The sequence below is a fragment of the Natrinema pellirubrum DSM 15624 genome, from assembly GCF_000230735.2.
In the GTDB taxonomy this organism is placed as follows: Archaea; Halobacteriota; Halobacteria; order Halobacteriales; family Natrialbaceae; genus Natrinema; species Natrinema pellirubrum.
Genome location: NC_019962.1, coordinates 1,618,595 through 1,642,283, shown reverse-complemented (window position 1 = coordinate 1,642,283; position 23,689 = coordinate 1,618,595). Strand labels below are relative to the sequence as shown.

Below are 23,689 nucleotides of genomic sequence, written 5' to 3'. Positions count from 1 at the left end.
TTCCGACCCGACGTAACCGATTTCGGTTCGCAAACCCTGTCAGCCCGCTACGAGGATCGGCGACGCCGACCGGCGGAAGGTCTACGCCGCTCGCGCTCGAACCGCCGGCCATGGACGACGACATGCTCGAGGACCAGCGACGGCTGGTCGACCTCATCGAGGACGAAGGCTGGGACGTAACCGATCTCGAGATCTCGGCCTACGACAGCCCGTGGGCCGACGAGGACGACCCCGAGGCGACGGTGACGATCACCGCGCGGAAACCGTACGAGAGCGACGGTGACGGCGAGGACGAGGACAATCCGTACCGACTGAAGTGAACGCAAGCGGCGACGGTCAGTCCGTTTCTTCGAGTTCGGTTCGTCCCGCTTCCCGAGGGTCGCGTCCAACGCGCTCTCCTTGAGTTCGTCGGCCGTTTTTTCGCTCCGTCGCGCTTCGTCGCGAAGGGCCTCGAGCGGCTCGTCCGGGACCGGAACGAGTACGAGGCGATCCCCGCGATCGATCAGTTCGAACTCGTCCCCGAACGTCTCCCGGATCGATTCGGGAAGACGGATACAGCCGTCGTCCGTACTGACCCGCATACCTGCGTTTACGTGGCAAAATCGCAGTATTCTTCCGATGAGCAGCACGGAACGAGTCTATAAAAGCAGCGGACAGTTCCCAATCAGCCCTTGATGTTACAGACGGGGAACGTCCGCGCGACCTTGTCGCCGATCCCGAGCGCGTCCGAGACGCGGACGACCTCGTCGACGTCCTTGTAGACGCCCGGGGCCTCCTCGGCGACCGTCGCGCCCGACTGAGCCTTGACGTAGATCTGGCTCTGTTCCTCGAGGTCCTGTTGGACATCGCCGCCCCAGAACTCGTCTTTGGCCTGCGTGCGGCTCATCAACCGACCTGCGCCGTGGGCGGTCGAGCCAAACGTGAGGTCCATGGAATTCTCGCCGCCGCGGAGGACGTAGCTGCCCGCGCCCATGCTGCCGGGGATGATCACCGGCTGGCCGACGTCACGGTAGGCCGAGGGGACTTCGGGGTGGCCCGCGGGGAACGCCCGCGTCGCGCCCTTGCGGTGGACGTAGAGTTCCCGTTCCTCGCCGTCCTCGCCGACCGTGTGGGTCTCTTTCTTCGCGATGTTGTGAGCCACGTCGTACAGCAGGTGCATGTCCATCTCCTCCCAGGAGCGATCGAACACGCGCTCGAAGACCTGCCGCGTGCGGTGCATGATCAGCTGGCGGTTGACCCACGCGAAGTTGATGGCGGCGTTCATCGCCGCGTAGTAGTCCTCGGCCAGTTGCGAGCCGGCGGGCGCGGCCGCCAGTTCGGTATCCGGCAGCTGGTTCAGCAGTCCCTCGTGTTGCTGCTCGATCTTCCGCAGGTAGTCGTTACAGGTCTGGTGGCCCAGTCCCCGCGACCCGCAGTGGATGAGGACGACGATCTGGTCCTCGGAGAGGCCGTAGGCCTCGCCCACCTCGCCGTCGAACACGTCGGTCACGCGCTGGACCTCGAGGAAGTGGTTGCCCGAGCCCAGCGAGCCGATCTGGTTCTTCCCGCGGTCCTTGGCCTTCTGGCTCACCTTGTCCGGGTCCGCGCCCTCGCGCATGCCCTCGTCCTCGCAGTGCAGTAAGTCGTCCTCGACGGCGTGGCCGTTCTCGAGCGCCCAGTCGACGCCGCGGGCCAGGATCTCCTCAACGGTGTCGACGCCGGCCTCGACGATGCCGCCGCCGCCCAGGCCCGACGGGACGTTCGCGAAGAGGGAGTCGACGAGTTCCTCCTCGCGGCCCTGTACGTCGTCGTAGGTGAGGTTCGTCCGCATCATCCGGACACCGCAATTAGAGACGACAAACCCGTTAGCGACGAAATTATGCGCATTGTGGGAGACGCCGATATCGTACACCGTTTGCGGTTCATCGACTCTCTCGATGGATCCGATTCGGGTTGATACGGTGTAATTGTCATCGACGCTCGTCGTTTCACAGTAGTCCTCGAATCCGGGGAATTCCGTCGGTGGTCGTGGCCGTCCGCTTCGCCCACCCCAGATACTCCGTTCGATGAACCGCTCGTTGATCTCGAATTCCGATTTGATGTCGCTCGCTGGCGTTCCACCGTCGGCCATCGCTTTCGCTTCGCGGGCGATCGTCGCTCGACGATCGATCACGGCCTCTTTTGTCTTGAGATACTGGACTGCTTTGGCAGCTTTTTGTCGCTTTTCATGATTATAGCGGTAGCCAACGGTCGAAAAGAACGTAATGAGGTTCTCGGAATCGTTTTTGATACCGAGCCGAAGTCTGATCGTCTCTCGATCCGCGCTCGAGTCCGTTTCGAACCGTTCGATCTCGTTCGTTTCGATACCGAGATCGTCGAGGAAGGAAGCCAGTTCCCCCATGAATTTCTCACCGGCGTCCGCAACGTCGGCGACACGCGTCTGTGACACCTTCGGACAGTACAGGTTCTTGTCGTGCTGGGCCGCGGGAGCGTTCATTTCGGCTCCGAAATACGCCGAGACGTACAGCGCTTTCTGCCAGTTCGTCAGTCGAGCGAAGTACCACGGCGTCGTGAAGTCCGACTCGATCTTGCGTCCGTCAGGAGCCCCCAGTGCGAGCAGCATTTTCTGGAACGCCTTCGAAGTCGATCGAACACTGTACTCCGTCGTCTCGAACGTTTTTCCGTCGATCTCGTGCGATCGATCTCGCTCGTAAATTTTCGAAGGGGTAAATCCAATCGCTTCGATATCGTTCCGGATAGATTCGAGGTCTTCGGGTTCTCCGTAGAACCATGTCTGTCCGCCGCTTCCGATCGCACCGTCGCCAGTATGGAACCCGACGAGTTTGAGGAATCGGTTGAACGCGTCGTCGGTCGACTGCAGCGGAAGGAGATCCCGCTTCTCGAGCGCGCGGACGAGTTGTGGATTCTCGTCCGCGAAGTCATCCTTGCTGAGGACGGTGAACTCATCGGGTTCCTCGTCGGGAACGCCGTGGAACGGTTGGATGTGGACCTCGTCGCCCTCGGAGAGTTTCTCGAGCGGTCGCATCCCGTCAGGCGTTCGGAAGGGGTGATCCGCGGTCGCAGTGATCTGATCGCCGGTTTCGGTCTCTACTTCGTACACAGCCGCGTTCTCGCGTTCGGTAAACAGCCGAATCGGAGACGGTGTGAGGTCATTATCCACGACCATCGCGTTCTCCGCTTCGAAGCGGTCCTCGAGAGTTTCGATCGGGGTGCGACGGCCGTATTCGAGGAGTACTTCCGAATCGCCTGTAAGGCAATTGATGTCGTAGCCGACCGCTCCCGGCGAAATACAGCCGTTCTCGGCGTCGAGCGCACCCACCCCACCGACGGGGAAGCCATAGCCCTGATGGCCGTCGGGCATACAGATCGCGTGGTCGGTGATCCCCGGCAGGTGGGTCGTGTTTTTGATCTGCTCGAGTGTCTTGTCGTCCTCGATCTGTTCGAGCAGGGCCTCGCTGGCCAACACTCGCGCCGGGACGCGCATGTCACCCTCTCGTGGGATCTCCCAGACGTACTCGCGCACCCGCTCTAACGTGATGCCGTTCGCGTCGTAGGTAGTCATACCCGAGCATCCGACCCCGGCGATGAAAGATGTTCGTCTTACCAGCGCCCTCGAGAGTCCGTCTCACTGTCGGGTCGCGGCGACGGGAGGGGCCAACGGTGACCGCGACGACTCGCGCGGATGGACGGCACGGTCAGACGTCGAAGACGACGTAGGCCTCCCAGCCGTCCGCAACGGACTCGAGGCGCATCTCCGAGTAGGTCACGGCCTTCACCTCGCGGGCGTCGACCGCCCCGAGCGGGACGCCACGGGCGCTGGCCTCGAGGGACCACGCGGTCGCGTCGGCGTCGCTCTCGGCCTCGGTCGCTTCGATGCTCTCGACTCGGTTATCGACGGGCAGCTCGGCGCGGACGTCCCGCAGGTAGATCAGTTCGCCGAGATAGTCGAACAACAGCGCCTCGCGTCGCTCGGCGGTCACGGTCAGGGAGAACCGCTCACCGGTCTCGGGCGGGATGTCGTCGGAGGACGCGGCCGCGAGGCCGTCGGCCGTCGCTTCGAAGACTGCCTCGAGGGAATCGCCGGTCGCAGCGACCGCGACGTCGGCCGTGTGATCGCGCAGTTCGAACCCCATGTGGCGGCCGTTCGCGGACGGGGGTGGTATGACCGTCGGTTCGGCCTCGAGGACGACGCCACCAACGGCGTGTCGAGGAGGTACCACACCCCGTCGTCCGACGTTCCCGAGACCGCACTGCCGGTGGAATTATAGTGGACAGGCTGGTAGACTATGATAGTGAGCGTCAACATCGATAGTCGCGTCGTCGCGCCGGGGAGCGACGATTTCGTCGACGACGCCTGGGAACTCAAAGAGGAGATCCGTCGCGAGGAGGGCGTACTCAAACAGCGCCACGACTTCTTTACCGACGCGTACCGACGGTCGAAGGTCCACTGCTACGTCCGGGACGACGAGTTGATCGGGTTCGCGGCGGTGCGACGCGACGGCTATATTCTCTTTCTCGCGGTCGCACCCCGTTATCGCAGCGAGGGGATCGGGAAGCGACTCGTCGCCCGCGTGGCCGACGATCACGATACCATCACGTGTCATGCCCGGACGAGCAACGAGAACGCCCTCCAGTTCTACGAGCATCTGGGCTTCGAGATCAAGCGCCGGATCGACGACTACTACGAGGACGGCGGCGACGCCTACTACCTGAAACTGGGTGCGGACGTCGGGATCACGGACAAGATCTCGGATCTGATTCGGCGGTAACGACCGGTTCTGCGGCTCGTCGACGCGCTATCCGTCAGCCGCCGGCCCGTCCCTGACGGTTCCCGCGACGAACGCCCGGCGGAGGACCGTCGACAGCAGGTAGGTCTCGTACTTCTGTGTGCGGCAGTGTTCACAAGGTGCCATCTCCCCGACGATTCGGTCGATCTCCTCGCCGTACTCCTCGCGTAGCTCCGCCACGAGGGCGGCTACCTCGGGGGCGATCTCGTCGGCCATCGCCGCGACCGCCGCGTCGGCGTCGTCGGGCAGCGCGTACGAGAGGACGATCGTATTCGCGCGGTAGTACTTCGTCGTCGCGCCGCCACGTTCCTCGAGGCGGGCGACCTCGACGAGGCCGGCGTCGCGGAGTTCGTTGACGTGATGGCGTACCGTGTTCGGGGTCCGGTCGTATCCCCGCTCGCCCAGCGCCGCGTGAATCTCCGCGACGGAGCGTGCCCGTTCTGCCAGCATGTCGAGGATCATCGCGCGCAGCGGTTCGTCGACGGCGCTCGAGACGTTCGTGTCCCGGACCGCGATGTCCTCGATCGTCACGTCCGAGGTGAATTCGGCCATTGAGTGGTCGTGGTTGGGCGTCGAACGGTAAAAGTGATTCAGCCGAACGCCCTCGAGAGAGCGCACCCGTATTCAAAAAATGACATTGTTGCATGAGTCGTCGACGAACGGATCCGAATCGAGACAGTGTTCTGCGATCGGGACAGCAGAAGCGACGTCCCACAGTGTGTCGGTCGAGACTGGCCCGCCGTCTAGACGAGTCGTTTCACCGGCGGAATCCCCCGTCCGTGCGACCAAACAAGTCATTTGGGTGATGTATTTACGAACGGGGTCCCTATACTCACTCGAGCAACGATGACCGAGATCGAATACCGCGTGACCGACTTCGACTGTCCGACCTGTGCGAGCAACGTCGAGCGGGCGCTGTCGAAAACCGACGGCGTCGACCGCGTCGAGGTCCACTACACGACCGGCCGCGTCGAGATCGAGTACGACGACGGTGTCGTCGAGACGGACGCCCTCGAGCGAACCATCACGAAACAGGGGTATACCCCCCGGGTGCGGTGACGAAACGTGAACGCCAAGCGATACGTTCGCGCCCACCGGCAACCGATCGTCGTCGCGGCGAGCGGCCTGTTGCTTTCGGTCGGCTGGACCGTCGGCACCCTCCACGACGTGGCCCTGCTGAGCGCGGGACTGCTGATCCTCGCCGCGGCCGTCGGCGGCTACGACGTCGCGAAGAAGGCCTTTTACACCCTTCGAAGCGGCACCGTCGGTATCAACACCCTCGTCACGCTGGCCGCGGTCGGAGCGATCGTCATCGGCGAGTACTGGGAGGCCGCCGCCGTCGTCTTCCTGTTCTCGCTCGGCAACTACCTCGAGGCTCGGACGATGGCCAAGACCCGGTCGGCCCTCGAGGAGTTGCTCGAGTTGGCCCCCGATACGGCGATCGTCCGCCGCGACGGCGAGACTGTCGAGGTTCCCGCCCGCGAGGTCGAACCGGGCGAGACCGTGATCGTCAAACCCGGCGCGAAAGTGCCCGTCGACGGCGAGGTTACCGACGGTGAGAGCGCGATCGACCAGTCGCCCGTGACCGGCGAGAGCGCGCCCGTCCGCAAGTCCGCGGGCGACGAAGTCTACGCCGGGACGATCAACCAAGCGGGGGCACTCGAGGTCGTCGCGACCGACACCGGCCGGGACACGACCCTCGAGCGGATCATCCGCCGGGTCGAGGAGGCACAGGAAGCGCAAGCGCCGACGGAGACGATCATCGAGCGCTTCGCACGGTACTACACGCCCGCGATCGTCGTGCTGGCGGTCGGAACGTACGCGATCACCGGCAACGCCGTCACGTCGCTGACGCTGCTTGTCATCGGCTGTCCCGGTGCCCTGGTCATCGGGCCGCCGGTCAGCATCGTCAGCGCCATCGGCTCGGCCGCCCGCTCCGGCGTCCTGCTGAAAGGCGGGGAACACCTCGAGACCGCCGGAAAGATCGACTGCGTCGCGTTCGACAAGACCGGCACCCTGACCAAGGGCGAGCCGGCCGTCGCGAACGTCGACGGATTCGGGGTCGCCGATGACGACGTGCTTCGCTCCGCGGCCATCGCCGAAAAGAAGAGCGAACACCACCTCGCTGACGCGATCCTCGCGGCCGCTCGGGCTGGCGAGGGCACCGCTCGCGGGACCGCCACCGACGGCGGCGTCGTCACCGACCGCGCGGGGGATTCGGCCGGCCCCGAGCCCGACGGGCCGACGGTCTCCGATCCCGAGGCCTTCGACGTCGTCGCGGGCAAGGGCGTCGTCGCCCGGTACGACGGCCGGACGATCGCGGTCGGCAACCGCGCGCTCCTCGCCGACCGCGGGCTCGAGGTCCCGTCGGAGATCGCGGCTCATGCCCGCGAACGCGAGGCGGCCGGCGAGACGGCGGTCTACGTTGCCCTCGAGGGCGAGGTCGTCGGTGTCGTCTCGATACGGGACGAACTCCGACCCGCAGCGAGCGACGCCGTGGCGGCCCTGGAAGATACCGGCGTCCGCACGGTGATGCTGACCGGCGACAACGAACGCACCGCGCGGTCGGTCGCCGAGGCGGTCGGAATCGAGGACTACCGGGCCGAACTGCTGCCCGAGGAGAAGCGAGACGCCATCGAGTCGCTCCGGGCCGAGGGCCACGTCGTGGCGATGGTCGGCGACGGCATCAACGACGCGCCGTCGCTCGCAACCGCCGACGTCGGGGTCGCGATGGGCGCTGCGGGCACCGATGCGGCCATCGAGACCGCCGACATGGCGCTGCTGGCCGACGACCTCGAGCGGGTTCCCGAGGCCGTTGGGCTCAGCAAGGCGACCCGCCGGAACGTCTCGGAAAACGTTGCGATCGCCGTCGCGACGGTTGGCCTGCTGCTGGCCGGCGTCGTCGCCGGGGCCGTCCACATGGCCGCCGGGATGTTGCTTCACATCGCCAGCGTGTTGCTGGTGATCCTGAACGGGATGCGGTTGCTGCGGTACTGACTACCGACCGATGCGATCTTCGAATCCACAATGACAGAGACGACCAACGACACCGACCGAACGAACTGGGCGATCGACTACGACGATATCGAACCGATTCGGCTGCGCGACCCCGCCGCGGAGGCGCTGGCCGTCCTCGAGCCGGGCGACCCGATCGTCATCACCTACGAGGACGTGGTGAAGGCGGCGGGCCACTCCTGTCCCACGGCGGCGGGGGCGTACCGAATGGCACGGGACGGCCTCGAGGCGCTGTACCCGGACTCGCTCCCGGTCCGGAGCGAGATCGAAGTTCTCGCGGGCGGCCCGCGGAACGACCCCGCCTACGGCGTCACGTCGCGGCTGCTCTCGTACGTGACCGGGGCCGCCGGCGAGGACGGCTTCGCGGGCTTGGCAGGCGGCCACGGCGGTCGGAAAGACCTGCTCCGGTTCGGGGCGATCGGCACCGACGGCGTCACCTTTGAGTTCACCCGCACCGACACCGACGAGACCGTCCGGGTCACCTACGACACGACGGCGATTCCGGAGGCCGGGCCGGGCACGCGGCACCTCCAGTCGCTGATCGACGGCGAAGCGACGGCCGAGGAACGTGCGGCCTTCGCCAAGGACTGGCACGGCCGTGTCGAACGGATCCTCCGCGGCGACGGCTTCGTCACGGTCAATGGCCCCGCGACTCGGCCCGGCGACGACTGAGCGCCGTTCGAGCCCGTGACCGCCGCCGTCGGCGAACCGCTCGAGCCGCCCCGTCCCGCCCGTCGCGCGGCCAGTCCAATACAATTATACCGGCCCCACCCCGAGTAGGCCAATCGTATGGAAGAGCGAACGAGGGCCTATCTTCGCGGGCGATTTCGCGACCACTACCGACGGACGGAGATCACGCCGCCGCCCGCGGCCAACGAACGCGAGTGGGGCTTCATCCCGTGGACGGAGGGCCCCGACACGACGATGGTCCGCCACCGTTCGCTGCTCGAGCTGGGGGATCTCTCCGAGTTTCTGGTCCGGAAGCGCCCGCGCCACGTCTACTTCTCGGCGGGGCGCTTTCGCGATCCCGGCGCGAGTTCGATGCACGAGAAAGACTGGCAGTCGGCCGACCTCGTCTTCGACCTCGACGCCGACCACCTGCCCAGCGTGACGCTGGGCGAGGACAGCTACGCCGAGATGCTCGCCAAATGCAAAGACGCCCTGCTTCGGCTGCTCGATTTCCTCGAGACCGACTTCGCCTTCGAGGACCTCGAGATCGTCTTTTCCGGCGGCCGGGGATATCACGTCCACGTCCGCGACGAGAACGTCCTTGGCCTCGATCGGGAACACCGCCGCGAGATCGTCGACTACGTCCGGGGGATCGGGCTGGAGTTCGACGAACTGATCGAGACCGAGACCGTCGCGGGGCTGGGGCGCAAGACGCCGACAGAGCGACGCACTCTCCAGATCGAGGGTGGCTGGGGCGCACGAATCCACGATCACTTCATGAGCTTCGTCGACGAACTGCTCGAACTCGAGGAGGAGGCTGCCCTCGACCGGCTGCAGTCGTTCGACGGGATCGGCGAGGGGAAAGCCCAAGCCACGCTGAACGCGGCCCGCAACAACCGCGAGGGACTCGAGGCGGGCAACGTGACCGTCCACACCGCGATCGCGCAGTTGGCCGAACGGTTCGCGAACGAGGCCGTCGAGCGGGACAACGCGCCCATCGACGAACCCGTCACGACGGACACGAACCGGCTGATCCGCCTGCCGGGCAGCCTCCACGGCGGCAGTGGCCTGAAGACCGTCCGGCTCGAGCGCGACGAGATCGCGGACTTCGATCCCCTCGTCGACGCCGTTCCCGAGACCTTCGAGAACCACGAGATCACCGTCGACGTCACCGACGGCGGCGAGGTCGAACTCGGAGGAGATAGCTTTACGGTCGCGGAGGGTGACCAGTCACTACCCGAGTACGTCGCCGTGTTCCTGATGGCACGCGGCCGCGCCGAGAAGGAGAAAGAATGAACTTGGACGAACTGCGCTCGGTCCAGAGCAAGGAGCGCCAGAAGGACAGCCTCCAGAACCTGCGCCCCTCGTTCTACCAGGAGGTCGGGGAGTACATCGCCGATCTGGAGGCCGAACGCGACCGGGTCGCCGAGGCGTCCGAGGATCCCTTCTCCTCGCCCGAGGTCGGCCGACTGACCGACGAGATCGAGACCGCCAAGGACGTGGTCGAAGCGATCTACGAGCGCCGAATGGGCAAACTCGTCAAGCAGGCCAGCCTCGCCGCCGCCGGAATGCCCGCCGACGACGAGGGGCTGACCGCCGAGGAGGCCGACCTGTTCGACGACCTCGTCGACCGCATCGGATCGAACAAGACTCGCGTCCTCGACGTTCTCGAGGGCGTCGAGGGATCGACCGGTGGCGGCGACGCCGTCCCGTCGAACGACACACCTGCCCCGAACGACGCGGATCCGGGACACCCCGGTTCACCCTCGAGCGATCCGGCACCCGAGCCCGACGACGCCCCGCCGGCACCGCCCGAGGAGCCGCCTGCCGGAATCGGGTCCGGTCCGGACGACGGCGACTCGAGCGGCGTCTCCCCCGCGGACGTCATGGGCGGCGACGGACCAGCGGCCGACGACCCTGTCGATGCGGGCGGCTCTGCGGACCCGGAAACTCCCCCGGAGCCGTCCGGCGAGCCCGGTTCGGAAGTCGCTCCCGAACCCGACCCGTCGCCCTCGAGCGACGGCGCGGACGGGGCGGCCGCCGATCCTGACACGGCCGACGAGCGCGCGACGGCCGGCGACGTGGACCGGACGACCGTCCGGATCACCGACGACATCGGGTCGATCTACGGCGTCGACGGTCGTGAGTACACGCTGAGCAGCGACGACGTGGTTGAACTCCCGGAACAGAACGCCGCCCCGTTCGTCGATCGCGGCGCGGCCGAACGCCTCGAGTGACCATCCCTACCCGGCCGTTTTTCGCTCGCCTGACTTTCCATCCCTTGCTGACCGTCACGGACCGATCGGCCGGCATGGCACTGATCGTGTGAAACCGTAACACCTACAGTAACCCCCGCTAACTCGAACCCATGCTCGACGTCGGCGACGACGCACCGGAGTTCGAATTGCTAAATCAGTACGGCGAGACCGTCTCGCGGTCCGATTTCGACGGCCAGCGGCTCGTCGTCTACTTCTATCCCCGCGCCAACACCGAGGGCTGTACGCTCGAGGCCCGCGGGTTCGACGAGGCGCTCGCGCGCTTCGAGGACCGCGACGTCGGCGTCGTCGGTATCAGCGACGACCCCGTCGACGACCTCGAGTCGTTCGCCGACGAGTACGACTTCGGGTTCGACCTCCTGTCGGACGAGTTCGGCGAAGTCGCGACGCTGTACGACTCCTACGGCGAGAAACAGATGTTCGGGAACACCTTCGACGGCGTCTTCCGCAACACGTACGTCGTCGGTCCCGACGGCCGCATCGAAGCGGTCTACGAGGACGTGACCCCCGAGGGCCACGCCGAAGAGATCCTCGCGGACCTCGCGGACGCCTCGGCGGAAGCCACACCGTAGCCGGGCTGACGCTTGCCGTCCCGTCACCGGACGAACCGCTCACCGTTCGTTTCCAAGTTCTGAAGTAGCCGGGCACGAACCGACCGGTATCGACCCTTCGACGATATGACGCTCAACGATAACGACCGCTCGATCGCGGCCTTCGCCATGCTCGCCCACGCGACCGTCCACTGGTTCGAACTGGCGATCCCGATCTTTCTGGTCGTCTGGCTCGAGGCGTTCGACATCTCCATCGCGGTCGCCGGAATCGCGGTCGCGGCCGGCTACGCGCTGTTCGGGATCGGCGCGTTGCCCGCCGGCCTGCTCGCCGATCGCTACGGGCCGAAGCGGCTCGTTCTGGCCTGCCTCGTCGGGATGAGCGTCTCCTTCGTGGGACTCTCGCTCGCGACCTCGATCTACGGCATCGCCGCCGCGCTGGTCTGTTGGGGCGTCACCGCGAGCGTCTACCACCCCGCGGGGCTGGCGCTCATCAGTACCGGCGTCGAGGACCGCGGGACGGTCTTCGCCTGGCACGGCATCGCCGGCAACCTCGGCATCGCGCTCGGTCCCTTCGCGACCGCGACGCTGTTGCTCGTACTGGACTGGCGGCTCGTCGCCGTCGTGTTGTCGATCCCCGGCGCGGTCGCGACCCTCTACGGGCTGCGGGCCCGGTTCGATCCGACTGCGGCAGTCGCGGACGACGGCGAGTCGACCGGCTCGCGCTCCGTGGCCGAGTTCGTCGCGACCTCGCGATCGCTGCTTACCGGCTCGTTCCTACTGGTCTTTGCCGTCGTCACCGTCGTCGGGCTCTACTACCGGGGTGTCCTCACCTACCTGCCGGAACTGCTCAACGGGCTGCCGGCGCTTGCTGGAATCGAGCCGCCGGCCGCCCTCGAGGAACTCTCGCTTGGCGACTACTTCTACGTCGCCCTGCTGGTCGCCGGGATGGCCGGCCAGTACGTCGCCGGAAAGCTGACGAGCCGCGTGCCCGTCGCCCGCGGACTGGCGGTGGTCTTCGTCGGCCTCGCGGTCCTCGCGGTCGCGTTCGTGCCGGTCTCGGGGCTGGGACTGCTCCCGATCCTACTGTACTGTGGCGTCCTCGGGTTCGCGCTGTTCGCGATCGAGCCGTTCTACCAGGAGGCCGTCGCCGTCTACACGCCCCCGGACGCGCGGGGACTCTCCTACGGCTACACCTACCTCGGCATGTTCGGTCTGGGTTCGCTCAGCATCGCACTGGGCGGCTACCTGCTCGATCACGCGACGACGGCGGCGCTGTTCGTGACCCTCGCGGCGATCGCGTTACTCGGTGCCGGGATCGCAGCGCGGTTGCTGTTCAGCCCGACGCCGGTCGCGAGCGAGTCGCCCGACGCGGCGGACGCGAGCGCGGGCGACGACTGAGATCGGTGCCGTCGCTCGACGGTCGAGTCGCCATCGAAAATTGAAACGGTCGGAACGGGCCGCGGACTCCAGTTCGCTTACTGGAAGGTGCGGCCGAGTTGCTCTTCTTCCTGAGCCGGTTCGGCGGTGTCGAACTGCTCTTCGATCTCCTCGTACTGCTCGCGGGTTTCGGGGGTCACGCTCGGGTTGACCTCCTCGAGGGCGTGTTCGAAGTGTTCCTTGCTGATGCGGACGTTGCCGACGGTGTCGGCCATCTCCTCGGGATCGACCGAGTTGATGAACTCGCGGCTGGCGGCCATCGAGGCCTCGCGGGTGACCGCTTCGATGTCGGCGCCGACGTAGCCTTCCGTCTCCGCGGCGAGCCAGTCGAGGTCGACCGCGTCGGCCAGGGGCTTGTCGCGGGTGTGGACCTCGAAGATCTTCCGGCGGCCGCCCTCGTCGGGGACGGGCACGTGGACGTGACGGTCCAGGCGTCCCGGACGGAGCAGGGCCGAATCGATCAGGTCGGGCCGGTTGGTCGTGGCGATCACGACGACGTCCTCGAGTTCCTCGAGCCCGTCGAGTTCAGTGAGCAGCTGGGAGACGACGCGTTCGCCGACGCCGGAGTCGCCCTGCTGGCGGCCGCGCTGGCCCGCGATCGAGTCGATCTCGTCGAAGAAGATCACGGTCGGTGCGTTCGACCGCGCCTTCTCGAAGACCTCGCGGACGCCCTTCTCGGACTCGCCGACGTACTTGTTCAGCAGCTCGGGGCCCTTGATCGAGATGAAGTTCGACTGGGCCTCGTTGGCGACGGCCTTCGCGAGCAGGGTCTTCCCGGTGCCCGGCGGGCCGTACATCAGCACGCCCTTGGCGGCCTGCATGTCCAGTTCGTCGAACACCTCGGGGTAGTCGAGCGGCCATTGGACGTTCTCGCGGAGCCGCTCTTTGGTGTCTTCTAAGCCACCAACGTCGTTCCACGTGACGTCGGGGACCTCGACGAAGACCTCCCGCATCGCGGACGGTTGGATGCCCTTGAGCGCCTCCTTGAAGTCGCCCTCGGTGACCTCGAGCGTCTCGAGGACCTCGGCATCGATCTCGTCTTCCTCGAGATCGAGATCGGGACGGATGCGACGGAGGGCGTTCATCGCGCCCTCGCGGGTCAGGCTCTCTAAGTCGGCCCCGACGAAGCCGTGGGTGTTCTCGGCGTACCGATCGAGGTCGATCCCCTCCTGCAGGGGCATCCCGCGGGTGTGGACCTGCAGGATCTCCTTGCGGCCGTCCTTGTCGGGGACGCCGATCTCGATCTCGCGGTCGAAGCGACCGCCACGCCGGAGCGCGGGGTCGATGTCGTCGATGCGGTTGGTCGCGGCGATGACCGTGACCCGGCCCCGTTCCTCGAGGCCGTCCATCAGCGAGAGCAGTTGGGCGACGACGCGTCGTTCGACGTCACCGCCGGCGTCCTCGCGCTTTGCCGCGATGGAGTCGAGTTCGTCGATGAAGACGATCGCGGGCGCGTTCTCCTCGGCCTCCTCGAAGACCTCGCGGAGCTTCTCCTCGCTCTCGCCGTAGTACTTCGACATGATCTCCGGCCCGGAGATGGTCTCGAAGTGGGCATCGATCTCGTTGGCGACGGCCTTGGCCATCAGGGTCTTCCCGGTGCCCGGCGGGCCGTGCAGCAGGACGCCCTTCGGCGGCTCGATGCCGAGCTGTTGGAACAGCTCGGGGTGGCGCATCGGCAGCTCGATCATCTCGCGGACCTGGTCGAGTTCGTCGTCCAGACCGCCGATGTCCTCGTAGGTGACGTTGGGGACGCCCTCGGCGGACGCGCCGCCCCCGGACTGAACCTGTTCGGCCGGCGTCTCGGAGATTTCGATGCTGGTCGAGTCCGTGATGACGACCGTGCCCGACGGCGAGGTACTGGCGATCTTCAGCGGGACCGACTGGCCGGAGCTGGCCATCGGGCCGAACGAGAGCGAGAACGGCACCGTCTGGCCCTCAGTGACGGCCTGTCCGGAGAGCTTGTCGCGGACGAGCGGCCCGATGTCGCCCCGGATACGCAGGTTCTGCGGGAGCGCGACCGTGACCGACTTCGCGGGTTTGACGTCGGCGGGTTCGATGTCGACCGTATCGTCGATCCCGACGTCGGCCTCCTGACGGAGACGGCCGTCGATCCGGACGATACCCCGGCCCTCGTCCTCCGGGTAGCCCGGCCAGACGCGAGCGACGGCTTGTCCCTCCCCCTTCCCCGAGATGACGATGTAGTCACCGTTCTCGAGGTCGAGTTCGTTCATCGATACCCGGTCGATCGCGGCGAGTCCGCGGCCGGCGTCCTTCTGTTTCAGTGGTTTGACGGTAAGCTTCATAGTTCCTCCTCTAACTCGATAGTGAACACGCCGTTTTTCATAAACGTGTGCGCGTCCCCGGCAGCGGCCGGGAGTTCGATCTCGTACTGGTCGTCCGCAAGGACGACGATGGCGGTGTCGTCGACGACGTCGACAGCGACGTCCCCGACGTCGGTCCCGAAGTCGACGGCCATGACCGTGGCGTCGTCGTACTCGTACCGACGGGCTAACTGCCCCTCTTCGCGGGTGAATTGGTCGAGAGTCATGCTGTAACTAACCCAAGGTAAGTGACGCTAATATATAAACCTTTTGCCGATAGACCGCATGAAGGCGGCGGGGTGGATAGAGAGATCGTTGTTCGTAGTTCACGGTGTGCCGGTCGGCGAGGCAGCCGCCGGCCCGGGACGCGGTCGTTGGACCCGAACGGGGATATCCCCCGTGCCGGCGTTCTCCGGTGAGAACCGCCTCGAGTCTTTATGCCCATCCCCCTCGTGTCCTCGCGTATGGAAACGGTAACACATCACGGCAGGGAGACGGCGTACGAGGTTATCGACCGAGGGGCCGACGGACCGCCGATCTGTTTCGTCCACGGCAGCGGGGGATCGCGCGACGTCTGGACGGGCCAGCACGCGCTGGCGGAACACCGTCCCGTCGTCGCGATGGACCTCAGCGGCCACGGCGACTCAGCGGACATCGACGCCAGCGCTGGCTACAGCACGTTGTCGGCCTACACCGACGACGCCCTCGCCGTCGTCGAGGCGACCGGGGCCGAGGTCTTCGTCGGGAATTCGCTCGGCGGTGCGGTCGTCCTCCAACTGCTCCTCGAGCGCCACGTCGATCCCGACGCCGCCGTTCTGACCGGGACGGGCGCGCGGCTGGGCGTTCTCGACGACCTGTTGACGTGGCTGCAATCGGACTTCGAGCGGGCGATCGAATTTCTGCACGGCTCGGACCGGCTCTTTCACGACCCCGACCCGGCCGTCCGCGAGCGATCGATGGACCGGATGGCCGACACCGGACAGGCAGTCACGCGACGGGATTTCTTGACTTCCCACGAGTTCGACGTCCGCGACCGCCTCGACGAGATCGCCGTCCCGACGCTCGCGCTCTATGGGGAACACGACCAGTTGACGCCGCCGTGGTTCCACGAGTTCCTCGCCGACGAGATCGAGAGAGGCCGGCTCGCCGAGATCGAGGATGCGGCGCATCTGGCGATGATCGAGCGTCCGGACGCGTTCAACGGGGTCGTCGAGGCGTTTCTCGCGGATCTCGAGGGCTGATCGGGAGCGACGACAGCCACCCGTACTACCGGGGGAGAACGGCGACCGTCCCGCGAGCGGGAGCTACCGGCGGTCCTCGAGCGCGACGAACGAGTCGGTCGTGGCGGTGAGCCACGCCGTCGATATCGCGTCCTCGTCGATCTCCTGTGGGAACATCGTACACACTGCGATATCGTCGTGTTCGACGGTGACGTGTTGCAGTTCCGATCCGTGGTCGCTAGCCGACTCGCGTTCGCCGGTGGCGCGTTTCGATGATTCGGACATGATACCGATCCTCTGCGGTCTATCCGCGTCTTCCCCGTTCTGGCATATAACTGTCTGCCCTAAACCGAGAGTACAATACCATGTAGTATTATCACCCTTATATATTTACTGTCGAGCGACCCCTGGGATTGCAAGCGGACCGTTCGGGCTCGGCCGCGCGAGCCGAGAACGGAGCCGTCAGTAGAGTTCCTCGAGATCGCTCTCCTCGTGGCCGTGTTCCGCGGCGGGGAACTCGCCAGATTCGACGGCCGCGACGTAGTCGTCGATCGCCGACTCCATCTCCCCACGGACGTCCCCGAACTGTTTCGAGAACGAGGGAGTCCACTCACTTAGCCCGACGGCGTCGTCGACGACCAGTACCTGTCCGTCGCAGTCCGGCCCGGCGCCGATCCCGATCGTCGGGATGTCGATGGCGTCGGTGACCTCCGCCGCGAGGTTCGAGGGGACGTGTTCCAGCACCAGCGAGAACGCACCCGCGTTCTCGTGGGCCTCGGCCAGCTCGAGGATGCGTTCGGCGGCCTCCTGGTCGGTTCCCTGCCGAGGATAGCCGCCGTACTGGTTGACGTGTTGGGGGGTGAGCCCGAGATGTGCCATCACTGGAATCCCGAGCTGGACCAGCTTTTTCGTGAGATCGACGGTGTGGGGACCGCACTCGAGTTTGACCGCGTGGGCGTCCTCTTCCTTGAGCATCCGGCCGGCGTTCTCGATGCTTGCGGCCTCGTCGACGCCGATCGAGAGGAAGGGCATGTCGGCGACGATCAACGCGTCCTCGGTCGCCCGCGCGACAGCGCCCGTGTGCCGGGCCATATCGTCAACGGTCACTGGCAGGGTCGTCTCGTGGCCGAGCGTCGTGTTTCCGAGGCTGTCCCCGACCAGAATGATGTCGACGCCGGCCTCGTCGACGATCGAGGCCGTCGGCGCATCGTACGCCGTCAACATCGTGATCGGTTCCTCGCCCGCTTTCGATCTGACATCCCGTACGGTAGGCATACCCATAGCTTGACCTCCCACGATTAAACCTCGTTGTTCTCCGGCCGCGCTCGGCCGGACCCGGCGCGCTTAAGAGGGACCGGTCGCCATACTCACGCGTGCCAGAACGCGTCGAAACGACCTCGCCCGACGGGGTCGACTACGGCTGGGTGATGCAGACGACGTTCGTCGCCACCATTCTGGTCGGCGCACCGATCGTCGTCGCCCTCTCGACGACCGTGACCCTGCCGTCGTGGGCCGACCGGGCCGAGTTCGCGATCCGGGTCGGGGCCCCCGTTTGGTTAGTCACGTCGCTCGTGGTCTTTGCCTACGCCAAGCGAAAGCAGACGTAATCGGAAGATTCGGCCGCCGCTGGTCGGTCTCAGACGCCCGACGGTCTCTCGCCGACGTACTCGAAGTCCATTCCCGCTCGTTCTGCGGTCCGGAGATCGCGCTCGGAGTCGCCGACGAACAGCGCCCGCCCCGGCTCGACCTCGAGCCGGCGCGCCGTCGCGAGCAACGGCTCCGGATCCGGCTTCCACGTCCCGACCGTGTCCCGACCGACGACCGCCTCGACCGCCGCCGAGAGGGCGTGTTCCTCGAGCGCGATCCGGCAGGCCCGCTCGCAGTTCAGCGAGCAGACCCCTGCGGGCAGCGACCGCTCGAGCAGCTCGTCGGCGTGTGCGAGCCGCTCGGAGGACCGCGCACCCTCGTGTTCGTGGGCCGCGATGGCCGCCTCGACCTCCGCGTGGAGTCCGACTTCGGCCGCGCCCTCGAGCATGGCCCAGAGCCCCTCACCTGGGGGGTCGAGGTTCGCGTCGTCGTACACCGCGCGGACGTCGGTGGCGACGGCGTCCCAGTCGACCACGAGATCGACGAGTGTCCCGTCCAGATCGTAGACGATGGCGTCGTACTCGGACATACGGAACGCTAGGGGCACGACGGATTAGTGACTTCGGTCTCGAGAGGGTCCTGCCCGTCGCTCGTTCACTCGATCGAATCCGACGCACCGAGCGCCGGTCGGACGACGTGGCGAGCAGTCGACGCGATGGCCGCTCCCCAGAGAAATGCGATCGAAAAATGCAGGAACGTCGCGATGTGCTCTCTCGGGAGCAAAATCCAGAGGAGGACCGTCACAGCGCCGATTATCGTGACGCCTACGACCGTCCCAAGCAGGTCGTCCTGCGGACCGAGCTGCGCGTCGGACAGTGTGAGACTGACCGCAGCCCCGACGACTACGCCGAGTCCGACGGCTGCCACTGACGCTTCCATCGATGCGAGTTCCCGACTCGGTTCCGGGAACAGCAGGAGCGGTGTCATAACGGTCGCATAGAGGAGTTCGCGGAGCGCCCGTGACCGCTCGTCAGAGCCGGACACTGAGAGCTTTCCGACGGAAACATCTACCATAAAAACAGTCGTCTTTCGTGACGTAAATACGTTCCCGTGATACCGCCGAGTACCGCTTACTCGAGCAGTTCCCGCGCGATGACCCTCTTCTGAACCACTCACGGACGGTCTCGCGGACCGCTTTCTGTTCGTCGGTGAGTTCCATGGCGGCCGTTCGACGCCGGCGTAATAATTCCCGGACGGCGCTTCGGACCGTGACCCGCGAGCCACCAGTTAGTATCAGAACACTTTTTGAGCGGCCATCGGCTGGTGGGAACGATGACGAACGGGCAGACGCGGAGAGGGATCCTCCGACGCGGCGGTGCCGGACTGGCGGCGATCGGAACGACTGCACTAGCCGGCTGTGCGAGCGAGTTGCCGCTGATCGGCGACGGCGACGGCGATGAGGACGACTCGGAACCGGCGATCGAGGCGTGGCTCACGGATCCGGAACCGGCCGACTTCCTCCGCGAGAGCTACGAGGTCCGCGATCGGGAGTTCCGGGAGCGGAACTTCCGATATCAGGACCCCTCGGTGGTGTTCGACAACGACGACCGACTCTCCTACGACGACCTCTGGGGCCGGCTGGTACGGGACGCCGTCAACGTTCCGGCGATGGACCTCGACTGGCAGCTCGTCCAGCACGTCGACTGGTGGCTCGACCTCGTCCACACCGACTCGGGGGCCAACGTCACCGAACGGGTCCGCCCCGAGGTCCACGTTCTCGCGGGATCGCTCGACCCCGACGCGATCGCGGCCCACCTCGAGGACGAGTCGACCGGCGACGTGGTCGCGGCCGGGACCGCACATGGGTTCGACCTGTACGAACTCGGGAGCTTCAGGTTCGCCCTGCGGGATGACTTCGCGGTGCGAACGCTGAGCGACGTCTGGATCGATTCCGACGCAGTACTCGAGTACGTCCTCGCGGCCCGCTGGGACGGGGGCGACTCCGACGGCCCTCGCCGGTGGGCCGACGATGACCACGCGGGCCCTCTCCTCGCGGAGCGGGGATCGGGCCAGTTCTCGAACGCGGCCGTCTTCCCGCCGCGGGACCCGACCGAGGAACCGGCCTACGACTGGGAGTGGCAGACCGGCCTGGTCGGGACGGCGCGATCGCTCGCGGTCGACGGCGAGACGACGACTGTGACCGACGCGTTCTGCTACGAGTCGGCCGACGACGCCGCGCTCGATGCGCTCGAGGGGTTCGTCGAGACGAACCGCGATATCGACGACGGCGCCTTCCCGACGCTCGAGGAGTACACCGTCGAGCGGTCGTCCGACGCCGAGTCCGTACTCGTACTGACGGGGACGGCGCGGACGAGCGCCATCGTCGGCTCGAACGGCCCGGAACCGGACGCCTAATGGCTTTCGAGGGGAACGTCGAGGTCGCGAAGCCGGTCGCGCATCTCGGCAGCGGACTCGTCGTCCGCGAGCCGCAGCGGACTCCGGAGCGGTCCGGCGTCGAAGTCCCGCATGCGAAGCGCCGTTTTCACGCCGGACATGTAGGAATCGCCGGTCTTGAGGGCGTCCCGAACGGCGAAGATATCGCTCTGTAGCTCGCGGGCCCGTTCGCGTTCGCCGGCGTCGTAGGCCTCGTAACAGTCGACGACCAGTTCCGGGAAGACGTTGGCGACGGCGCTGACCGCGCCCGAACAGCCGACCGCGAGGCCGGTAAAGACCAGCGAGTCCGACCCCGCGAGGAAGGTCAATTCCGGGTGGGCGTCGGCCGCCTGTGCGAGCCACGGGACGTCCTTGCTCGAGTCCTTGACGCCCGCGAGGTTGTCGATCTCGGCGAGGGCAGCGAGCGTCTCGAGGGAGAGTTCGTTGCCCGTCTTGCTCGGGATATGATAGACGTAGACCGGCAGGTCGACGGCCGCGGCGACCCGGCGGTAGTGTTCGATCGCACCCTCGTGGTCGAGCGGATAGTAGTAGGGCGTGACGACGACGATGCCGTCGGCGCCGACCGATTCGGCGTGTTCGGCGCGGGCGACGGTCCGGTAGGTACTCGGTGCGCCGACGCCGGCGATAACCGGTACCTCGTCGCCGACCTCGTCGACGACCGCCTCGATCACGCGGTCGCGTTCCGCCCCCGATAGGAGGGGGAACTCGCCGTTGGTCCCGAGCGGAAAGACGCCGTGGGCACCGCGATCGACGACGAACCGTGCGTGTGCGGCCGTCCGCTCGTAGTCGACGGACTCGTCGTCTCGGAACGCGGTGACCGTCGGCGGGACGACGCCGCGAAGCGACAGCGGATCCCCAGCGCCGGGGTCGTGCTGAGCCATGGACGACCGTCCGCCCGGCACGGGCAAAAAAGGCGCGCCGTCCGCTGCGCTCGGTGGTCAACAGCGGTGGCGCGTCGCTTGCGGCGCGACGCGATTCAGTCCGGCGTCGCCACCTCGCCGGCGGGCTCGTCGAGCTGTTCCCCCGCGAGGACGCGGTTCGCCCGACGGAGCCGTTCGGACAGCGCCTGATGGGAGATATCGAGTTCGTTCGCCAACTCCTCGAGCGAGATCTCGCGGGGGACGTCGTAGTAGCCCTGCCGGTAGGCCTCGGCGATGGCCTCCTGCTGGGGTTCGGTCAGGGCCGCCGTCGTCTCGAGGTCCTCGTCCGTGCCGGCCTCGACCATGCGCCTGACGTCGATCCGGACGCCCTGTGCCTCGATCCCGGAGACGGCGTCGGACAGTTCCTCGCGGTGGGGAAAGAGCAATCGGAGGGTCCACTGCCCGTCCGCGACGCGGGCGTCAAGGACCGTCCCGCCGTGTTCGTACACACAGCAACAGACCGACCCGACCGCTTCCGTGTACGTGACGCGGTAGAACAGGTCGCCGTCCGCGGTGTTCTCGAGGAGTTGGCGGTACTCGTCGACGGTCGCGTCGGCCTCGAGCGCCGCCTCGAGGCTCTCGCGGTCGACCTCGGAAAACCAGACCAGCGGGACGGTCCGGGTCGGCCCCTCCGCGACGACGCTTTCGACGCGGACCTCGAGGGCCGGTAGTTCCTGAAACGTCTCTGCGAGTGCGAACTCGTCCGTCGAAAGCGAGAGTTCTGCGATCGTCGTCATTGGACGGTCACCTCGGAACGTGCGGTCGAACCCGTTCGGCGACCGCTGTCGCCGTCAGGGGAGCAGTGTGACTCGAGTGGTCTCATTCGTATCCAGCCGATCCGCAGCGGCGTGGGACGCGGCGTCGAACGGCTCCGACAGCCGCTGACGACCACGCTCGACCGGATCGTGCTGGGAGAACGGAGGACTCCAGGACGCTTGATGAGCGGCCCTTCCGATTCCGGCCGTTTAAGTCGGCACGTCACCGGTTGAGACGGTCAAAACCACGTGGCGGAACGGCGATCGCGACTGTTCGCTCAGCCCAGTCGGGCCAGCCGATTGAGCGCGTACACCGTCCGAAGGACGTCGACGCTTTTCCCCCGATCGAAGACGAGTTCGTCCGTCTCGAGGACGTGTTCCAAGGTATCCCGCGAGGCGTGTTCGGGGGCGGCCGCGATGCCGGCGTCGGTGTCGGCGACCCACTGCATTACCCGCAGATCGCTCTTGGAGTCGCCCATCACCAAGGCGAACGGGTCGTCGACGCCCAGCACGTCCAGCGCGCGCTCGACACCGATCACCTTGTTCAACTCGAGGCTGCCGATCTCGGCCGCGTCGGCCTCGTAGTAGGCGACGTCGATGCGCTCCAAGACCGCCGCGAGGGAGTCGGGCACGGCGTCGGCCGCGAGATCGGGATAAGCCCCCTCGCTCTCGAGGACGCTCCTGATCTCGGGGTCCTGGGCCGCGTAGAACGCGCGGGTCCAGGCGGCGACGGTCTGCCCGTCCAGCGTCAGCCCGTCGCTTTCTCCCGCTGCATCGATGCCGGCGTCGGTCGCCGCCCCCTCGAGTGTCCGTCCGACGGCGTCGGCGAGCAGGTCGATGAGATAGACCAGCGCCTCGTCGATGGTGTCGCGGGCGTCCGCCGAGCCGGTCTCGTAGTTGGGCTTCATCGTGACGTTGAACTCGTTGCCCTGCAGGTGACAGCCCCGGCGGAGTTCCTCCGGGGCCTCCGGCAGGACCCGCGACCGCACGTCGTCGAAGACCGAGCGGATGGTCTCGTCTAGGTCCTCGTAGAGCAACTGTTTCGTCGCCGCGCCGTGGCCCGGTGTGAACACGCCGGTCCCGGCCTCGTAGACGATCGAGAGGTTCCCCGAATGGACGATCTCGCTGCCCAACCCTTGAATCGCGAAGCCTTTGACGTTCTCCAAGGTCTGGCCCGTACAGATGACGATCGGGACGCCGGCGTCGTGAAACTCCGTCAGGAGGTGCAGCGTCTCCCGGGGGATCTCGTTGTCCGTGCCGCCGGCCGACCGCAGCGTCTCGTCGACGTCCAACACGAGGACGTTGACCGCCCGGCCGTACTTCGTCTCGAGGTCCAGGGCAGTAAAGGCCTGATCACGGGTCGCCCGCGCGGCGATCTCGGCGAAGGTCTCCCCGGCCGCGAAGTCCGACCGGATCTCGTCTTTCCGGGCCTCGAGTTCCTCGGTCGCCTCCTGCCAGTGTTCCAACGCGACTCGGGAGTCGACGGCGGGGAAGACGTCGACGAACTCCTGGTACTCGCGGAGGGTCTTCGTGTCGTACTCGTCGTAGAGTCGGTAGACGAGATCGTACCGTTCCATGTGGGTTACAGGCATGGGCAGGCGGATAACCGTTTCCGGTGTCGGTCAGTGCGAGACACGGTTCGGACTCGTTCGTGTGAGCGTGAGCGTTCGATCATCCGATAGTACGGTAGTTTACTC

Annotated in this window: 24 protein-coding genes and 1 pseudogene; 12 read left to right on the top strand and 13 right to left on the bottom strand. The window is 66.4% G+C overall.

Annotation, left to right across the window (positions count from 1 at the left end):
• Window positions 1-110: 110 nt before the first annotated feature.
• Window positions 111-320: a hypothetical protein gene (locus NATPE_RS21065; protein ID WP_006182141.1), complete on the top strand. Its 210-nt coding sequence runs from the start codon at window positions 111-113 to the stop codon at window positions 318-320.
• Between the two features lie 344 nt (window positions 321-664).
• Here NATPE_RS21065 and NATPE_RS08000 read toward each other — a convergent pair whose 3' ends face one another.
• From NATPE_RS08000 to NATPE_RS07995, 3 genes and pseudogenes are all read right to left on the bottom strand, one after another.
• Window positions 665-3,205 (bottom strand): RtcB family protein, encoded by a 2,541-nt coding sequence (locus NATPE_RS08000; RefSeq protein ID WP_394296295.1) that lies wholly within the window; start codon window positions 3,203-3,205, stop codon window positions 665-667.
• A 48-nt stretch (window positions 3,206-3,253) separates the two neighbouring features.
• Window positions 3,254-3,562, bottom strand: a pseudogene (locus NATPE_RS23350) (RtcB family protein); the annotation flags it as partial.
• A gap of 133 nt (window positions 3,563-3,695) precedes the next feature.
• Window positions 3,696-4,133: an archease gene (locus tag NATPE_RS07995; RefSeq protein WP_006182139.1), complete on the bottom strand. Its 438-nt coding sequence runs from the start codon at window positions 4,131-4,133 to the stop codon at window positions 3,696-3,698.
• Window positions 4,134-4,292: 159 nt separating this feature from the next.
• Here NATPE_RS07995 and NATPE_RS07990 point away from each other — a divergent pair, with 159 nt between their 5' ends.
• Complete coding sequence (locus NATPE_RS07990; RefSeq protein ID WP_006182138.1) at window positions 4,293-4,769, top strand: GNAT family N-acetyltransferase; 477 nt, start codon at window positions 4,293-4,295, stop codon at window positions 4,767-4,769.
• Window positions 4,770-4,796: 27 nt separating this feature from the next.
• On the opposite strand, the gene NATPE_RS07985 is transcribed toward NATPE_RS07990, so the two are convergent.
• Window positions 4,797-5,339: an ArsR/SmtB family transcription factor gene (locus tag NATPE_RS07985; RefSeq protein WP_006182137.1), complete on the bottom strand. Its 543-nt coding sequence runs from the start codon at window positions 5,337-5,339 to the stop codon at window positions 4,797-4,799.
• Window positions 5,340-5,633: 294 nt separating this feature from the next.
• On the opposite strand from NATPE_RS07985, the gene NATPE_RS07980 reads away from it, so the two are divergent.
• From NATPE_RS07980 to NATPE_RS07950, 7 genes are all read left to right on the top strand, one after another.
• A complete protein-coding gene (locus NATPE_RS07980; protein ID WP_006182136.1) occupies window positions 5,634-5,846 on the top strand; it encodes a heavy-metal-associated domain-containing protein in 213 nt (70 codons plus the stop codon).
• A 6-nt stretch (window positions 5,847-5,852) separates the two neighbouring features.
• Window positions 5,853-7,784, top strand: a complete 1,932-nt coding sequence (locus NATPE_RS07975; RefSeq protein ID WP_006182135.1) for a heavy metal translocating P-type ATPase — start codon at window positions 5,853-5,855, stop codon at window positions 7,782-7,784.
• 30 nt (window positions 7,785-7,814) lie between these two features.
• Window positions 7,815-8,474: an FmdE family protein gene (locus NATPE_RS07970; protein WP_006182134.1), complete on the top strand. Its 660-nt coding sequence runs from the start codon at window positions 7,815-7,817 to the stop codon at window positions 8,472-8,474.
• Between the two features lie 117 nt (window positions 8,475-8,591).
• Window positions 8,592-9,767, top strand: a complete 1,176-nt coding sequence (gene priS / locus NATPE_RS07965; RefSeq protein ID WP_006182133.1) for a DNA primase small subunit PriS — start codon at window positions 8,592-8,594, stop codon at window positions 9,765-9,767.
• A complete protein-coding gene (locus NATPE_RS07960) occupies window positions 9,764-10,708 on the top strand; it encodes a hypothetical protein (protein ID WP_006182132.1) in 945 nt (314 codons plus the stop codon). Before priS ends, NATPE_RS07960 begins: the two co-directional genes overlap by 4 nt.
• A gap of 131 nt (window positions 10,709-10,839) precedes the next feature.
• Complete coding sequence (locus NATPE_RS07955) at window positions 10,840-11,319, top strand: peroxiredoxin (protein ID WP_006182131.1); 480 nt, start codon at window positions 10,840-10,842, stop codon at window positions 11,317-11,319.
• A gap of 105 nt (window positions 11,320-11,424) precedes the next feature.
• Window positions 11,425-12,696: an MFS transporter gene (locus NATPE_RS07950; RefSeq protein WP_006182130.1), complete on the top strand. Its 1,272-nt coding sequence runs from the start codon at window positions 11,425-11,427 to the stop codon at window positions 12,694-12,696.
• 77 nt (window positions 12,697-12,773) lie between these two features.
• Here the strand turns inward: NATPE_RS07950 and NATPE_RS07945 are convergent, their stop codons facing one another.
• Together NATPE_RS07945 and NATPE_RS07940 are read right to left on the bottom strand one after the other, a co-directional pair.
• On the bottom strand, window positions 12,774-15,038 hold the full coding sequence (locus tag NATPE_RS07945; protein WP_006182129.1) for a CDC48 family AAA ATPase: 2,265 nt from the start codon (window positions 15,036-15,038) through the stop codon (window positions 12,774-12,776).
• Entirely contained in the window at window positions 15,035-15,283 is a 249-nt protein-coding gene (locus tag NATPE_RS07940; protein WP_006182128.1) for a DUF7127 family protein, read from the bottom strand. Before NATPE_RS07940 ends, NATPE_RS07945 begins: the two co-directional genes overlap by 4 nt.
• 237 nt (window positions 15,284-15,520) lie before the next feature.
• On the opposite strand from NATPE_RS07940, the gene NATPE_RS07935 reads away from it, so the two are divergent.
• Entirely contained in the window at window positions 15,521-16,297 is a 777-nt protein-coding gene (locus NATPE_RS07935) for an alpha/beta fold hydrolase (protein WP_006182127.1), read from the top strand.
• A 63-nt stretch (window positions 16,298-16,360) separates the two neighbouring features.
• On the opposite strand, the gene NATPE_RS07930 is transcribed toward NATPE_RS07935, so the two are convergent.
• Both NATPE_RS07930 and panB read right to left on the bottom strand, forming a co-directional pair.
• Entirely contained in the window at window positions 16,361-16,561 is a 201-nt protein-coding gene (locus tag NATPE_RS07930) for a DUF7511 domain-containing protein (protein ID WP_006182126.1), read from the bottom strand.
• Window positions 16,562-16,738: 177 nt separating this feature from the next.
• Window positions 16,739-17,551 (bottom strand): 3-methyl-2-oxobutanoate hydroxymethyltransferase, encoded by an 813-nt coding sequence (gene panB, locus NATPE_RS07925; protein WP_006182125.1) that lies wholly within the window; start codon window positions 17,549-17,551, stop codon window positions 16,739-16,741.
• Between the two features lie 98 nt (window positions 17,552-17,649).
• On the opposite strand from panB, the gene NATPE_RS07920 reads away from it, so the two are divergent.
• Window positions 17,650-17,883, top strand: a complete 234-nt coding sequence (locus tag NATPE_RS07920) for a DUF5822 domain-containing protein (RefSeq protein ID WP_006182124.1) — start codon at window positions 17,650-17,652, stop codon at window positions 17,881-17,883.
• 29 nt (window positions 17,884-17,912) lie between these two features.
• On the opposite strand, the gene NATPE_RS07915 is transcribed toward NATPE_RS07920, so the two are convergent.
• Complete coding sequence (locus tag NATPE_RS07915; RefSeq protein WP_006182123.1) at window positions 17,913-18,452, bottom strand: HAD family hydrolase; 540 nt, start codon at window positions 18,450-18,452, stop codon at window positions 17,913-17,915.
• A gap of 65 nt (window positions 18,453-18,517) precedes the next feature.
• On the bottom strand, window positions 18,518-18,937 hold the full coding sequence (locus NATPE_RS07910; RefSeq protein ID WP_006182122.1) for a hypothetical protein: 420 nt from the start codon (window positions 18,935-18,937) through the stop codon (window positions 18,518-18,520).
• A 258-nt stretch (window positions 18,938-19,195) separates the two neighbouring features.
• Here NATPE_RS07910 and NATPE_RS07905 point away from each other — a divergent pair, with 258 nt between their 5' ends.
• Entirely contained in the window at window positions 19,196-20,278 is a 1,083-nt protein-coding gene (locus tag NATPE_RS07905; RefSeq protein ID WP_006182121.1) for a hypothetical protein, read from the top strand.
• On the opposite strand, the gene NATPE_RS07900 is transcribed toward NATPE_RS07905, so the two are convergent.
• From NATPE_RS07900 to NATPE_RS07890, 3 genes are all read right to left on the bottom strand, one after another.
• Window positions 20,275-21,198 carry a dihydrodipicolinate synthase family protein gene (locus tag NATPE_RS07900; protein ID WP_006182120.1) on the bottom strand — a complete coding sequence of 308 codons (924 nt, stop codon included), beginning with the start codon at window positions 21,196-21,198 and terminating at the stop codon, window positions 20,275-20,277. The two genes, NATPE_RS07905 and NATPE_RS07900, sit on opposite strands and share 4 nt — an antisense overlap.
• 95 nt (window positions 21,199-21,293) lie before the next feature.
• On the bottom strand, window positions 21,294-21,974 hold the full coding sequence (locus NATPE_RS07895; RefSeq protein WP_006182119.1) for a helix-turn-helix domain-containing protein: 681 nt from the start codon (window positions 21,972-21,974) through the stop codon (window positions 21,294-21,296).
• Window positions 21,975-22,270: 296 nt separating this feature from the next.
• The gene (locus NATPE_RS07890) at window positions 22,271-23,569 is read right to left on the bottom strand and encodes an HAD family hydrolase (RefSeq protein WP_006182118.1); all 1,299 of its coding nucleotides are present in this window, start codon (window positions 23,567-23,569) and stop codon (window positions 22,271-22,273) included.
• Between the last annotated feature and the right edge of the window lie 120 nt (window positions 23,570-23,689).

Bases quoted from the DNA above. Each gene is read 5' to 3' on its own strand.
- NATPE_RS07950 (WP_006182130.1), top strand. From the start codon at position 11,425: ATGACGCTCAACGATAACGACCGCTCGATCGCGGCCTTCGCCATGCTC.
- NATPE_RS07900 (WP_006182120.1), bottom strand. From the start codon at position 21,198: ATGGCTCAGCACGACCCCGGCGCTGGGGATCCGCTGTCGCTTCGCGGC.
- NATPE_RS07910 (WP_006182122.1), bottom strand. From the start codon at position 18,937: ATGGTAGATGTTTCCGTCGGAAAGCTCTCAGTGTCCGGCTCTGACGAG.
- NATPE_RS07930 (WP_006182126.1), bottom strand. From the start codon at position 16,561: ATGTCCGAATCATCGAAACGCGCCACCGGCGAACGCGAGTCGGCTAGC.
- NATPE_RS07905 (WP_006182121.1), top strand. From the start codon at position 19,196: ATGACGAACGGGCAGACGCGGAGAGGGATCCTCCGACGCGGCGGTGCC.
- NATPE_RS21065 (WP_006182141.1), top strand. From the start codon at position 111: ATGGACGACGACATGCTCGAGGACCAGCGACGGCTGGTCGACCTCATC.
- NATPE_RS07985 (WP_006182137.1), bottom strand. From the start codon at position 5,339: ATGGCCGAATTCACCTCGGACGTGACGATCGAGGACATCGCGGTCCGG.
- NATPE_RS07955 (WP_006182131.1), top strand. From the start codon at position 10,840: ATGCTCGACGTCGGCGACGACGCACCGGAGTTCGAATTGCTAAATCAG.
- NATPE_RS07890 (WP_006182118.1), bottom strand. From the start codon at position 23,569: ATGGAACGGTACGATCTCGTCTACCGACTCTACGACGAGTACGACACG.
- NATPE_RS07995 (WP_006182139.1), bottom strand. From the start codon at position 4,133: ATGGGGTTCGAACTGCGCGATCACACGGCCGACGTCGCGGTCGCTGCG.
- NATPE_RS07940 (WP_006182128.1), bottom strand. From the start codon at position 15,283: ATGACTCTCGACCAATTCACCCGCGAAGAGGGGCAGTTAGCCCGTCGG.
- NATPE_RS07970 (WP_006182134.1), top strand. From the start codon at position 7,815: ATGACAGAGACGACCAACGACACCGACCGAACGAACTGGGCGATCGAC.
- NATPE_RS07935 (WP_006182127.1), top strand. From the start codon at position 15,521: ATGGAAACGGTAACACATCACGGCAGGGAGACGGCGTACGAGGTTATC.
- NATPE_RS07960 (WP_006182132.1), top strand. From the start codon at position 9,764: ATGAACTTGGACGAACTGCGCTCGGTCCAGAGCAAGGAGCGCCAGAAG.
- NATPE_RS07980 (WP_006182136.1), top strand. From the start codon at position 5,634: ATGACCGAGATCGAATACCGCGTGACCGACTTCGACTGTCCGACCTGT.
- panB (WP_006182125.1), bottom strand. From the start codon at position 17,551: ATGCCTACCGTACGGGATGTCAGATCGAAAGCGGGCGAGGAACCGATC.
- NATPE_RS07915 (WP_006182123.1), bottom strand. From the start codon at position 18,452: ATGTCCGAGTACGACGCCATCGTCTACGATCTGGACGGGACACTCGTC.
- NATPE_RS07945 (WP_006182129.1), bottom strand. From the start codon at position 15,038: ATGAAGCTTACCGTCAAACCACTGAAACAGAAGGACGCCGGCCGCGGA.
- priS (WP_006182133.1), top strand. From the start codon at position 8,592: ATGGAAGAGCGAACGAGGGCCTATCTTCGCGGGCGATTTCGCGACCAC.
- NATPE_RS07895 (WP_006182119.1), bottom strand. From the start codon at position 21,974: ATGACGACGATCGCAGAACTCTCGCTTTCGACGGACGAGTTCGCACTC.